Genomic DNA, 12,300 nt, shown 5'->3' with positions numbered 1-12,300 from the left:
TCACAGCAGACTCTCGTCCCGGACGATCCAGCCCGCCCCCAGCTCGCGGCGCAGCACGTGCAACGCGGCGAGGGCCTGCTGCTTGAACAGTTGCAGTTCGTCGTCGGACCATGGCGACGGACCCGACGGATTCTTCCAGTCGAGGGAGGACTGGTACCACTCGCTCAGCCTCGCCAACTCGGCCCGGGTGTCCGGGCTGACGGGCAGGCGTGCGAGGTCGGTGGGGTAGCCGTATGGGCTGTCCATGTCCTCCGGCCACAGCGGAGTGTCCACACCGAACTCGAAGAAGAACCGCAGATAGTGGATCATGCGGCACCTTTTCACAGACTTGCTCATTCTCACCTGGTGAAAACGTAGCCGGGCCGCCGGGCCGGCAATGTCGTTGAGGACTGTGAGCGCGGCTTGATGACCCACGTCATCCGATCCCGCTTCCACGCGGCGGGGAAACGTCCCTTGCGGACCGCGGGCCCGCCGATTTCCGGCGCGTACGCCTGGTAGACGGTGATCGTGGACTCTGCCCCGCACGGATGCCGCGCTGTGGATCTTCCATGGCATGCAGCGTGGGGGACGGCCGCCCCGGACGGCGACCGGTTTTCGACCGGAGGGCCGGCGGGGCGGGCACGGAATCGCCTGGAACCCTCGCGCGTTGAGGAGGGTGGGCACGGGATGCCGATGGTGTGCGAGCAGCGTCGCCCGAGTGACCGAGCTGACAGATATGGGAGGACTGCAATGGCTGCGCAGACGCAGAGGGCCGTGCTGGCGGGCGGATGCTTCTGGGGGATGGAGGAGCTGATCCGCCGACTTCCGGGCGTGACGGCGACCCGGGTGGGATACACCGGGGGCGACGTGCCGAACGCGACGTACCGCAACCACGGCACGCACGCGGAGGCCATCGAGATCCTTTTCGACCCCGAGAAGACCGACTTCCGCGCGCTCCTGGAGTTCTTCTTCCAGATCCACGACCCGAGCACGAAGAACCGCCAGGGCAACGACATCGGCCTCAGCTACCGCTCGGCGATCTATTACGTGGACGACGAGCAGAAGCGGATCGCCGAGGAGACGATCGCGGACGTGGACGCCTCCGGCCTGTGGCCGGGCAAGGTCGTCACCGAGGTGGAGCCGGTCGGCCCCTTCTGGGAGGCCGAGCCCGAGCACCAGGACTACCTGCAGCGTTACCCGGACGGCTACACCTGCCACTTCCCGCGCCCGGGATGGCGGCTGCCCGCCCGCACGCAGGGCTGACCGACAGGCCTCGACGCCCGGGCGGGCCTCAGTGCGGCAGCGTCGCCGGGCTGCCGCCGTTCGCCTCGTAGCCCGCAACCGCCAGCGCCCGGTAGACCGCGAACTCGGCTGCCGGGTCGGCGGACAGGGTCCAGGGGAGGGCGCCGACATGGCCGTCGATGTATATGAGCTGGTTCATGGCCTCCGCCCAGCGCTCCGCGCGGACCAGGAAGAAGACCAGCAGGTGGCGTACGTGCGCGAGCATCGGGTCGTCGGGGCGGGCCGAGTGGACGGCGTGCAGCGCTCCGTGGATCGCCTTCGTCACGGCCTCGCTCCGGTAGAAGCTGCTGACCAGGTTCACCTCGGGGAGGTGCTCGAAGACCGCGAACAGGGGCATCGCGGCGAGGAGGGAACCCTGGGGTGCGCGCGCTGCCGCCGCCTCTGCGAAGGAGTTCGCCAGCTCGCGCGAGCCGTGCCACTTCTCGCACCAGTAGTGCAGGGCGGCCAGGTGGGCGCCCATGTGGGCGGGGGCGCGGTCCAGGATCCTCAGCCAGAGCTCCTCGAACTCCGGCCGGGGGTACGCCAGCCCGCGGGCCACCGACAGCTCGATGATGTACGGGACCGGGTCACCGGGGGCGAGCAGCGCCGCATCGCCGCACGCCGCCTTCGCCTCCTCCATGATGATCCGGAACTCGTCCGTGCCCGGCGTCGACGTCCGCCACGCCTGTTGGACCAGGAACTCCGCGTGCACCGCGGCGCCGCCCGCGTCCTTGGGCTGCTCGGCCCGCCACACCCTGAGCCACTGGCCGCCCGGGGTCTCGCTGACCCCGCCGGGCCGCTGCTGCAGCTCCAGCGACGCGGCGCCCGCGAAGGCCTGCACGCGCTGCCAGCGCAGCTCGCCCTCCGCCTCCGTGCCCGCCAGCAGCTGCGAGGCCGCGCGGTAGTCCTGCGTGCGCTGCACCAGGTCCAGGACGTCCAGCAGGTCCTGGTCGGGGCCGGGCATGCGGACATCCAGCTCCTCCTCCCGCACGAATCCGTAGTTCGCGGGGTCGGCGGCGTCCGGGTGGCCGGCCGGGACCTGCTCGATCATGCCCCGCCTGCGCCGCAGGACGGGGAGCAGCACGAAGCCCAGCATGACGGCGGCGATCAGGACCCAGAGAAATTCCATGGCTCAAGCGTTCCAGACGCCGGTGACAATTGGCGAACCCGGTCGGCGGCCTGTGGAAAACTCCGTGAACCCGGTGCCGGGACCGAGGGAAAACCCGGCAGTACGGCCTCCCGCGCCTCACCGTCCGGCGCGCGCCCCGCAAGCGCACTACCCTCGGTGCCCATGAGCGACAGGCACATCAGTCAGCACTTCGAGACTCTCGCGATCCACGCGGGCAACACCGCCGATCCCCTCACCGGCGCGGTCGTCCCGCCGATCTACCAGGTCTCGACCTACAAGCAGGACGGCGTCGGCGGACTGCGCGGCGGCTACGAGTACAGCCGTAGCGCCAACCCCACCAGGACCGCCCTGGAAGAGAACCTCGCAGCCCTCGAGGGCGGCCGCCGCGGCCTTGCGTTCGCGTCCGGACTGGCGGCCGAGGACTGCCTGTTGCGTACGCTGCTCAGCCCCGGCGACCACGTGGTCATCCCCAATGACGCGTACGGCGGCACGTTCCGTCTGTTCGCGAAGGTCGTCGCCCGGTGGGGGGTCGAGTGGTCGGTCGCCGACACCAGCGATCCGTCCTCCGTACGGGCCGCCATCACCCCGAAGACCAAGGCCGTGTGGGTGGAGACCCCCTCCAACCCGCTGCTCGGCATCACCGACATCGCCGCGGTCGCCCAGATCGCCCGGGACGCGGGCGCGAAGCTCGTCGTCGACAACACCTTCGCCACGCCGTACCTGCAGCAGCCGCTGGCGCTCGGCGCGGACGTTGTCGTGCACTCGCTGACCAAGTACATGGGCGGCCACTCCGACGTCGTCGGCGGTGCGCTGGTCGTCGCGGACGAGGCGCTCGGCGAGGAGCTCGCGTTCCACCAGAACGCGATGGGCGCGGTCGCCGGGCCCTTCGACTCCTGGCTGGTGCTGCGCGGCGCGAAGACGCTGTCGGTGCGCATGGACCGGCACAGCGAGAACGCCACCAAGGTCGCCGACATGCTCACCCGGCACGCACGCGTGACGAACGTTCTCTACCCGGGCCTGCCCGAGCACCCCGGTCACGAGGTCGCAGCCAAGCAGATGCGGTCCTTCGGCGGCATGGTCTCCTTCCGGGTGGAGGGCGGCGAGGAGGCGGCCGTCGAGGTCTGCAACCGCGCCAAGATGTTCACGCTCGGCGAGTCCCTGGGCGGCGTCGAGTCCCTGATCGAGCACCCCGGTCGCATGACGCACGCGTCCGTGGCCGGCTCCGCCCTGGAGGTGCCCGCCGATCTCGTACGCCTCTCCGTCGGCATCGAGAACGTCGACGACCTCCTGGAGGACCTGCAGCAGGCGCTCGGCTAGTCGCTCCGCGGGCTGTGTCCATGTGCAGCTCCGCTGCGCGGGCCATCATGGCCCATACGAGGAACGCGACGCTTGCGGCGCACAGGAGCAGCCACATCAGTCGGCGGGCGGGCCATCATGGCCCATACGAGGAACGCGACGCTTGCGGCGCACAGGAGCAGCCACATCAGTCGGCGGGCGAGGGTCCTGCGACGCAGGCTGCGGGCACCGCGGCGCACGACCTCCCCGTACAGGTCCGGCGGCACCGGCGGCGGCACCTGCTCCATGATCCGCCGTGCGGCGGCCTCGCGCTCGGCCCGGTTCATGAGCGTCCCCCTCCGCCTGCGCGCCTCATGACGGCGCCACCTTCGCCCCGCCGACCGCCGGTGCCTGCTTCCGCGGCGGATGCAGCAGCGCCACCGTGGCCCGTTCGCAGATCGCGCGGACACGTTCCGCCGGCAGGCCGAGCAGCGCCGCCGTCTGCTCCTCGCCGACCCCCTCGTACAGCCTGAGGACCAGGATCAGACGCTCCTGCGGCGCCAGCCGGGCCAGCGGGCTGCCGGGGTGCGGGCGGGCCCGCCCCAAACCGCCGTACTGGTGCCATGCCCCGCGCGCGAAGCGGGTCGCCAGGTACTGGCGGGCACGGTCGTACGGGTCCTCCCCGCGCAGCCGGTCCCAGCACGCGTACGTGTGCGCGAGGGCCAGCGTCAGCAGGCGCCGCGCGCGGGGGTTGTCGTCCGGTGCCTCCGCCGTGAGCAGCGTGGCGGCATGCAGCAGCCGCCCTGCCGCGCCCGCGACGAACGCCTCGAACTCCCGGGCCCGGCGGGCGCCTTGGAACGCCTGCCGCTGTCGCACCGCGCCTCCCGCCCTGACGCGACCCTGACCGATCGGGACCCGGCCGCGTACGGGGTGCAGAACCGCGTACGACGGGGCCCGGTCTCATCTGAGGCCAGGGGTGGCCTTTCGGTCAAGAGCTGCGCGGCACGCGCGCGTACCGAGCATGGCGGCCACGCGTGCGGACGGCGGCTACGAGGCCGACGACGCCTCCGGCCCCGGCATCCCCTGGGCCGCCATCCGCGAGGAGAGCGCGCTGTTGAAGCGCGTGAGGAGCGTGCAGAACGCCTCGCGCTCCTCCGGCGCCCAGTCGTGTGTCAGCTCGGCCATCAACTGACGCCTCGAGGAGCGCACTTCCTCCAGCCGCGACTGCCCTCGCGGGGACAGCTGAAGCACCACAGCGCGCCCGTCCTCGGGGTGCGAGGTGCGCTTGACGAGCCCGGTGTCCACGAGCGGAGCCACCTGCCGGGTGACCGTCGACGAGTCGATGCCCATGCTCGCCGCGAGCGCCTTGACGCCCATGGGGCCTTCCTTGTCGAGGCGGTTGAGCAGCAGGTATGCGGCGCGGTCCATGGAGTTGCGCACCTGCCCGACGCCGCCGAGCCGGGTCTGTTCGGCACGGCGGGCGAAGACCGCCACCTCGTGCTGCAGCGTGTCGAGGAGGCCGGTGTCACCGACGGTCGTCATGTCCATCGACATTTCAGGTGTTGTGGGCATGGCCGGAGGCTCACTTCATGAAGGGGGGCTGTCTGGAATGGGGGACAGAGTACGCGGCCGGGGGGCAAGCCGTACCGGCGCTGCGCAAACCAGTCTCGGACGTTGGTCACAGCGACCGTGCGCGCCTGTGAACTGCGATGCTGGAGTCATGAGCTACAGCACGGCTGACTCCTTTCGGCCCGTGACCCTCGACGACGTGCGGGGCGCCCAGAAGATGCTCTCGGGCGTGGCGCGGGTGACGGCGATGGAGGGCAGCAGGCATCTGTCCCAGCTGGTGGGCGCCCCGGTGCACTTCAAGTGCGAGAACCTTCAGCGCACGGGTTCGTTCAAGCTGCGCGGCGCCTACGTCCGGATCGCCGGACTGCTGCCCGAGGAGCGGGCCGCCGGGGTGGTGGCGGCGAGCGCCGGCAACCACGCGCAGGGCGTCGCGCTGGCGTCCGCGCTGCTCGGCGTGCGGGCGACGGTGTTCATGCCGCAGGGCGCCCCGCTGCCGAAGATCAGCGCCACCCGCGAGTACGGCGCCGAGGTGCGCCTGCACGGGCAGGTGGTCGACGAGACGCTGGCCGCCGCGCAGGCGTATGCGGCCGAGACCGGCGCGGTGTTCATCCACCCCTTCGACCACCCGGACATCATCGCGGGCCAGGGCACGGTCGGGCTGGAGCTCCTGGAGCAGTGCCCGGAGGTGCGCACCGTCGTCGTCGGCATCGGCGGGGGAGGCCTCGCGGCCGGTATCGCGATCGCGGTGAAGGCGCTCCGGCCGGACGTGCGGATCGTGGGTGTCCAGGCGGACGGTGCGGCGGCTTACCCGCCCTCGCTCGCGGCCGGGCGCCCGGTGTCGGTCGAGCACCCGGCGACCATGGCCGACGGCATCAAGGTCGGGCGGCCCGGCGACGTGCCGTTCGGCATCGTCCGCGAGCTGGTCGACGAGGTCCGCACGGTCTCCGAGGACGCACTGTCCACCGCGCTGCTGCTGTGCCTGGAGCTGGCCAAGCTGGTCGTCGAACCGGCCGGTGCGAGCCCGGTGGCGGCGCTGCTGAGCGAGCCGGAAGCCTTCGAGGGCCCGGTGGTGGCGGTGCTGTCCGGCGGGAACGTCGACCCGCTGCTGATGCAGCGCGTCCTGCGCCACGGCATGGCGGCGCAGGGCCGCTACCTGGCCGTACGGCTGCGCCTGACGGACCGGCCGGGGGCGCTCGCGACGCTTCTCGGGGTGCTGTCAGTGGTGGACGCTAACGTCCTCGATGTGAGTCACGTACGGACCGATCCACGGCTCGGGCTCACGGAGGCGGAGGTCGAGCTGCACCTCGAGACGAAGGGGCGGGAGCACTGCGCCGAGGTCGGCCGGGCGCTGCGCGAGGCGGGTTACACAGTCATCGACTGAGCCGCCGGGCGGCCCGGACTGAGAAAGAAGACCAGCTCAGGGGCTCTTCGTTGCCCGATCGAGTAAATGCGTTGAGAGACGCGATACATCGCGTTATGGTCTGTGTCGTGGCCGCCTGCCACGCCACCCGACAGGCGGAGCAAGTGCGCAAACCAAGGCTTTCCGAAGAATCCCCGACGACGTGGAGACTCATATGCCAGGCGCCATCTATGCCGAAGGCCTGGTCAAGACCTTCGGCGACGTAAGGGCTCTGGACGGCGTCGACCTCGATGTCCCCGAGGGCACCGTGCTGGGCCTGCTCGGGCCGAACGGCGCGGGCAAGACGACGGCGGTCCGCTGCCTGACCACTCTGCTGCGCCCCGACAGCGGCAGGGCGGTCGTGGCCGGCCTCGACGTCCTCAAGCAGCCCAACGAGGTGCGGCGCTCCATCGGCCTGTCCGGCCAGTTCGCCGCGGTCGACGAATACCTGACCGGCCGCGAGAACCTCCAGATGGTCGGCCAGCTCTACCAGATGAAGGCCAGGGCCGCGAAGGCCCGGGCCGGCGAGCTGCTGGACCAGTTCGACCTCGCGGACGCCGCCGACCGGCCCGCGAAGACCTACTCCGGAGGCATGCGCCGCCGCCTCGACCTCGCGGCGGCCCTGGTCGTCTCACCGCCCGTGATGTTCATGGACGAGCCGACGACCGGCCTCGACCCCCGCAACCGCCAGCTGCTGTGGGAGGTCATCAAACAGCTCGTCTCCGGCGGCACGACCCTGCTGCTCACCACCCAGTACCTGGAGGAGGCCGACCACCTCGCGCACGACATCGTGGTCGTCGACCACGGCCATGTCATCGCCCGCGGCACCTCCGACCAGCTCAAGGCCCGCACCGGCGGCGAGCGCGTCGAGGTCGTGGTGCACGAGCGCGAGCACATGACGACCGCCGGCGAGGTCCTCACCGGCTTCGGCAAGGGCGAGCTCACCGTCGAGGAGCACACCCGCAAACTCACCGTGCCTGTCACCGGCGGCGCGAAGCTGCTCGCCGAGGTCATCCGGGAGCTGGACACCCGCGGCATCGAGATAGACGACATCGGCCTGCGCCGCCCCACCCTCGACGACGTCTTCCTGTCCCTGACGGGACACGTGGCAGAGGCCGAGGCCGAGGAGAACGGCACGACGACGGACACCAAGGACCGCAAGCAGAAGAAGGAGGCAGCCAAGTGAGCGCCGTCACCGACGCCGTGCGGGTCGCGCCGCCTGCGAACCCGGTCAGCCAGTCGATCCGCGACTCGCTGGTCGTCGCCAAACGCAATCTGATCCGCATGTCCCGGATCCCGAATCCTGTTCGCTCGTATCGGCCAGGATCCATCTCGTCGCGGACCCGAGATCTGCACGTGAGCGCTGGGAAGGAGCGGGCGGAGTGAGCATGATGAGCGACTCCCTGGTCATTGCCCGGCGGAACTTGATTCGGATGTCCCGGATTCCCGAGATGGTTCTGTTTGGCCTGATCCAGCCGGTGATGTTCGTGGTGCTCTTCACCTACGTCTTCGGCGGCTCGATGAAGATCGGTGACACCACAGATCCGCAGGTCTACAAGAACTTCCTGATGGCGGGCATCTTCGCGCAGACGGTCACCTTCGCCACGGCGGGCGCGGGTGCCGGTATCGCAGACGACATGCACAAGGGCCTCATAGACCGGTTCCGCTCGCTGCCGATGGCGCGCGGTGCGGTGCTGACCGGTCGCACGGTCGCGGACCTCGTGCAGACGGCCCTGACGCTGCTCGTCCTCGCGGTGGTCGCGCTGCTCGTGGGCTGGCGCCCTGGCTCCGTGGAGCCGACCAACTTCGGCAAGATCTTGGGCGGTTTCGCCCTGCTGCTCTTTCTGGGGTACGCCTTCACGTGGATCGGCGCCTTGATCGGCCTGACTGTGCGCACCCCGGAGGCGGCAACCTCGGGGGGACTGATCTGGCTCTTCCCGGTGACGTTCATCTCGAACGCGTTCGTGGACTCGGGGCAGATGACGCCCTGGCTGCGACACATCGCAGAGTGGAATCCCTTCAGCGCGACCGTGCAGGCATGCCGCCAGCTCTTCGGCGACCCGGGCCTGTCCCATTCCGGCGCTTGGCCGATGCAGCACCCGGTGTGGGCGTCGCTGATCTACTCGGCACTGATCGTCGTCATCTTCCGCACGCTCGCGGTCCGCAAGTACCGCCGGGCAGACGGTTGATGCGCCGCCTTCCCGCTGGCCCCCGCTCCCATGGGCGGGGGCTTGTTCATGTTCCGGGGCCTCTCACTGGAGGAACAACTTCCAGTAGGCCCAGCGTCGTACGCTGAACTGGAGGTGATTCGATGTCGTCGCTCGGAGAGAACGTCAAGAACTACCGCCGCCTGAAGGGCTGGACACAGGAGCAGCTTGCCGAAGCTGCGGGTGCCTCGGTCGGTACCGTCCGCATCGTCGAGCAGGGCGGGAACGCTTCCGTCGAGATGCTGAACTCCTTCGCCCGTGCGCTGGACACCACGACATCGAGCCTGTTCGCCACGGAGGTGCCGTCACCGATTGAGGTGGACTCCAGCGAGGGCCCCAGGCTCATGGAGCTACGCCGTGCCCTCATGCCGCCGGTTGGCCTGTCGGAGACGATCATGGAACCGGACCAAGCCGTCGCGCTGTCCATGATCGAGCGGGACATTGACGACCAGCACGCTCTCTACCGCACTGACCGCTATGACAGCGTGGCGAAGAAGCTGCCGGGGATCCTGCGCGCCGCCGAGACTGCGGTAGCAACCAGCGACGACGGAGAGGACCGCCAGCGCGCCGTCATCGTGCGGGCCAGGGCCTTCCTGCTCGCGGGCAAGTACCTAACCCAGGTGAGGCGCTACGACATGGCGTACCACGCCCTCTCGCGCGGCATCCAGGACGCACGGGAGACCGGTCAGGTCCAGCTCGCCACGAACGGTGTCGTCGGCATGGGCTGGCTGCTTCTGCGGCAGGACCGCTTCGACGAGGCTGAGCAACTGGCTACCCGAACCGCTGACAGTGTCGAGCCGCGCATGTCGAAGGCCACGCCTGGCGAACTGGCCGTCTGGGGTGAACTGCTTCAGCGCGTGGCGTCCGCCTCGCTCCGCAACAACCGTCCGGATGTCGCCAGGGAGGCCCGCCGTATGGCGACGACGGCCGCGAGTGCGCTGGGACGGGAGCACATGGACTTCCGGGAGCACTGGGCTACGTTCGGGCCGGTGACTGCTGAGACCAAGGTGATTGAGGATCTGGCGCTCATCGGTGACGCGCGGGGTGTCCTCAGCCGGGCCGACGATGGCCCCGTGGGTGGCAAGGCGCTGAAGAAGCTCGGTCGGCCGAGTTCAAACAATTGGGACAGGCATCGCTTGGACGTTGCGAAGGCTCACGTCCTGCTCGGGTCGCACCAGGATGCGATGGACGAGCTGACCGGTATCAAGGCGTCGTCTCCGGAGTGGCTGAAGCATCAGTCCATGGCCCGGCGAATCATGCGGGAGATCCTCGGCAACCGGAAACGGACGCTGACTCAGGACATGCGCGACATGGCCTCCCACCTGGGAGTTGCGGGGTAACTACCAAGCAAATTGGTAGTACTTGACGGGACGTCGGGTAACTACCAACGTTGCTGTCTGGAGCTGGGTGGTTGCGGCTCGTAGTTTCGAGACATGGCCACGACGGAGAGAGACCAGACGGCCGTGGACCCGGAAAGCTGCGCGCTCGACAGCCTGGTGATGGACATTGAGACCGGCAAGGTCGGCGTAGTGATGGGGCATCACGGCCCGGATCGCGTACAGCTCCGCCCCGCTCGCGGGGGGCGGGAGTGGGATGCCTTCCGAGTGAGGCGTCTGACCCCACGCGAGGAGCTATCGGTTCGCAACGACATACGAAATGCCATGTCCAAGGCGGGTCTGTGATGTGCAGCCCGATCATCACCCGTTTATGGCGCACTTGGCGGCAGACGTGATGGGCCGCGCGGTGGGCTGGTTAGCCCGCTTCACAGGTCCGCTGCTGATCGTCATGGTTTCGGGCTCGTGCGGCTTTCTGCTGGGCGTTGCTGTCGCATCCGGAGCCGCGCTCCCCAAGTAGCTGTTCCCCCCACTACCGGATTCGTTCTGGTCGTCGCGTACGTGACGGCGAATCCCTGAGACTGGCCTTGCCCGAGCAGCGTTCCCCCGTGCGCTCGGGCGAGGCCGCCCAACCCCCGCCTCGCCGCTCCTGTTCGTCTTTATGCGAGGCGGGTCGGCAAGTGCAGAGCACCATCCCTACGGAATCGAGGAGTGTCACATGCGCGACGAGCGCCCCTGGATCGTGCGCGGCGGCGAGGACGACAGCAACTCGGGCAACAAGCACGGTGGTGGAGGCAGCGAGGGTGACGACTCGGGCCACAGCGACACGAACGGCGGCTCCAGCCGGTGACTGAGCACGAACTGAGGGAGGCCAGCCTTCACGGGCTGGCCTCCCGGCTCAAGGAGTCGGGCGCGCTGACCTCGGACTGGCTACCGGCCTTCGCCGCCGTGCCGCGTGAGTTGTTCGTGCCTGATCTGATGTGGCCGGGCCAGAGCAAGGGCACGGGACAGGGCGATGCGATCGACCGCAATGAGGACCCAGAGGCGTGGTTCCGTGCGGTCTACTCGGACGTGTCCCTGACGACTCAGTGGGATGACGGCCAGCACTCGGGCACCGGTAAGGGAAGGGTGCCGACGTGCTCGAACTCGCAACCATCCATGGTGTTTTCGATGCTTGCGGCCCTTGACGTCCAGGAGACCAGTCGAGTCCTGGAGATCGGTACCGGCACGGGGTGGAATGCCGCGCTCCTGTCTGAGCGTGTCGGTCCGGGCAACGTCTGCTCTGTCGAGGTCGACGAGGAGAACGCGAAGTCGGCGCGGGAGCGAATCGAGTCAGCGGGCTACCACCCGACACTCGTCGTGGGCGACGGCTTCGAGGGGTACCGCGAGGGCGCGCCTTATGACCGTGTCCTGGTCACGGCTGCGCTGACCGAAGTGCCGCACCGAGTGATCAGCCAGGTTCGGACGGGAGGGGTCATCGTCGCCCCGTACGCCACGACGTACGGGGGCGAAGGCGTGGTGCGGCTGACCGTGCAACGTGACGGGTCCGCTGTGGGGCCATTCGTCGGCTCGTCGGCATTCATGCGGCTACGTCGGCAACGCCAGAAGCGGCGGCATGTGCGTGAGTACCTGGGCGGCGAGCCTTGGCCGTCCGACGGCGTGAAGTCCATGACGTCTCTCTCGCCCGAGGACATCGGGGACTGGCTGCCGATGTTCGCGATCGGTCTCCAGACCCAGGGAGTCTTCCCGTGGGCAGAGACCTACGACGACGGCTCATACACCCTCTGGCTGCGTGATACGGCGGTCACCTCGTGGGCCACGGTCGACTACGAGCCGGGCCGAGAGGAGTTCGAGGTCTACCAGTCCGGTCCCCGGAAGCTCTGGGATGAGGTCACCGTTGCGTACCTGCACTGGGATGCCATGGGCAAGCCCGGGTGGGAGAGGTTCGGCCTGACGGTCGACGGCGAGACCGGCGAACATACGCCGTGGCTCGATCATCCGAGCAGCCCCTGTACTCGATCGGCTGACTAGCTGCCGAGTCCCCAACCACTCAACAGACATAGCCAGTTGGGGTGGTTGGGGATTCGCATTTCCGCTGGTAGTGGCGCGGTTTGGGCACGCCGCCGG

Annotated in this window: 15 protein-coding genes and 1 pseudogene; 10 read left to right on the top strand and 6 right to left on the bottom strand. The window is 69.2% G+C overall.

All coding sequences use genetic code 11. The annotated features are described in order from the left end of the window. Positions 1 to 309 (bottom strand): hypothetical protein, encoded by a 309-nt coding sequence (locus IH68_RS0106615; RefSeq protein ID WP_030929821.1) that lies wholly within the window; start codon positions 307 to 309, stop codon positions 1 to 3. A 29-nt stretch (positions 310 to 338) separates the two neighbouring features. Further along, the gene (locus tag IH68_RS59700) at positions 339 to 836 is read right to left on the bottom strand and encodes a DUF4291 family protein (protein WP_420718975.1); all 498 of its coding nucleotides are present in this window, start codon (positions 834 to 836) and stop codon (positions 339 to 341) included. On the opposite strand from IH68_RS59700, the gene msrA reads away from it, so the two are divergent. Then, entirely contained in the window at positions 730 to 1,242 is a 513-nt protein-coding gene (msrA, locus tag IH68_RS0106610) for a peptide-methionine (S)-S-oxide reductase MsrA (protein WP_030929818.1), read from the top strand. The two genes, IH68_RS59700 and msrA, sit on opposite strands and share 107 nt — an antisense overlap. 28 nt (positions 1,243 to 1,270) lie before the next feature. Here msrA and IH68_RS0106605 read toward each other — a convergent pair whose 3' ends face one another. Further along, positions 1,271 to 2,389 (bottom strand): hypothetical protein, encoded by a 1,119-nt coding sequence (locus tag IH68_RS0106605; RefSeq protein ID WP_030929814.1) that lies wholly within the window; start codon positions 2,387 to 2,389, stop codon positions 1,271 to 1,273. A gap of 162 nt (positions 2,390 to 2,551) precedes the next feature. Between IH68_RS0106605 and IH68_RS0106600 the strand changes: the two genes are divergently transcribed. Beyond that, on the top strand, positions 2,552 to 3,706 hold the full coding sequence (locus tag IH68_RS0106600) for a cystathionine gamma-synthase (RefSeq protein WP_030929811.1): 1,155 nt from the start codon (positions 2,552 to 2,554) through the stop codon (positions 3,704 to 3,706). 80 nt (positions 3,707 to 3,786) lie between these two features. On the opposite strand, the pseudogene IH68_RS57015 reads toward IH68_RS0106600, so the two are convergent. The 3 genes and pseudogenes from IH68_RS57015 to IH68_RS0106590 all read right to left on the bottom strand — a co-directional run. Then, positions 3,787 to 4,011 (bottom strand): annotated as a pseudogene (locus IH68_RS57015) (hypothetical protein); the annotation flags it as partial. Between the two features lie 25 nt (positions 4,012 to 4,036). Continuing rightward, positions 4,037 to 4,540: a sigma factor-like helix-turn-helix DNA-binding protein gene (locus tag IH68_RS57010; RefSeq protein ID WP_030929808.1), complete on the bottom strand. Its 504-nt coding sequence runs from the start codon at positions 4,538 to 4,540 to the stop codon at positions 4,037 to 4,039. Between the two features lie 171 nt (positions 4,541 to 4,711). After that, positions 4,712 to 5,218: a MarR family winged helix-turn-helix transcriptional regulator gene (locus IH68_RS0106590; protein WP_030929805.1), complete on the bottom strand. Its 507-nt coding sequence runs from the start codon at positions 5,216 to 5,218 to the stop codon at positions 4,712 to 4,714. A gap of 166 nt (positions 5,219 to 5,384) precedes the next feature. On the opposite strand from IH68_RS0106590, the gene ilvA reads away from it, so the two are divergent. The 8 genes from ilvA to IH68_RS0106545 all read left to right on the top strand — a co-directional run bounded on the left by ilvA (position 5,385) and on the right by IH68_RS0106545 (position 12,204). Further along, positions 5,385 to 6,614 carry a threonine ammonia-lyase gene (gene ilvA, locus IH68_RS0106585; RefSeq protein WP_030929802.1) on the top strand — a complete coding sequence of 410 codons (1,230 nt, stop codon included), beginning with the start codon at positions 5,385 to 5,387 and terminating at the stop codon, positions 6,612 to 6,614. A gap of 193 nt (positions 6,615 to 6,807) precedes the next feature. Then, positions 6,808 to 7,818, top strand: a complete 1,011-nt coding sequence (locus tag IH68_RS0106580) for a daunorubicin resistance protein DrrA family ABC transporter ATP-binding protein (RefSeq protein WP_030929799.1) — start codon at positions 6,808 to 6,810, stop codon at positions 7,816 to 7,818. Beyond that, a complete protein-coding gene (locus IH68_RS59695) occupies positions 7,815 to 8,018 on the top strand; it encodes a hypothetical protein (RefSeq protein ID WP_030929796.1) in 204 nt (67 codons plus the stop codon). The genes IH68_RS0106580 and IH68_RS59695 overlap by 4 nt, the downstream gene beginning before the upstream one ends. A 5-nt stretch (positions 8,019 to 8,023) precedes the next feature. Next, positions 8,024 to 8,821 (top strand): ABC transporter permease, encoded by a 798-nt coding sequence (locus IH68_RS0106570; RefSeq protein ID WP_234341268.1) that lies wholly within the window; start codon positions 8,024 to 8,026, stop codon positions 8,819 to 8,821. A gap of 122 nt (positions 8,822 to 8,943) precedes the next feature. Then, on the top strand, positions 8,944 to 10,179 hold the full coding sequence (locus IH68_RS0106565; protein WP_030929788.1) for a helix-turn-helix domain-containing protein: 1,236 nt from the start codon (positions 8,944 to 8,946) through the stop codon (positions 10,177 to 10,179). A gap of 93 nt (positions 10,180 to 10,272) precedes the next feature. Further along, entirely contained in the window at positions 10,273 to 10,521 is a 249-nt protein-coding gene (locus tag IH68_RS0106560) for a hypothetical protein (RefSeq protein ID WP_030929784.1), read from the top strand. Between the two features lie 370 nt (positions 10,522 to 10,891). Then, on the top strand, positions 10,892 to 11,023 hold the full coding sequence (locus IH68_RS59085) for a hypothetical protein (RefSeq protein ID WP_267883715.1): 132 nt from the start codon (positions 10,892 to 10,894) through the stop codon (positions 11,021 to 11,023). Next, positions 11,020 to 12,204: a methyltransferase domain-containing protein gene (locus tag IH68_RS0106545; RefSeq protein ID WP_030929778.1), complete on the top strand. Its 1,185-nt coding sequence runs from the start codon at positions 11,020 to 11,022 to the stop codon at positions 12,202 to 12,204. Before IH68_RS59085 ends, IH68_RS0106545 begins: the two co-directional genes overlap by 4 nt. Positions 12,205 to 12,300 lie beyond the last annotated feature (96 nt).

The sequence above is a fragment of the Streptomyces sp. NRRL S-646 genome (genome assembly GCF_000720765.1).
GTDB lineage: Bacteria > Actinomycetota > Actinomycetes > Streptomycetales > Streptomycetaceae > Streptomyces.
The sequence above is the reverse complement of the archived record's forward strand: the minus strand, read 5'-3'. Positions and strand labels throughout refer to the sequence as shown.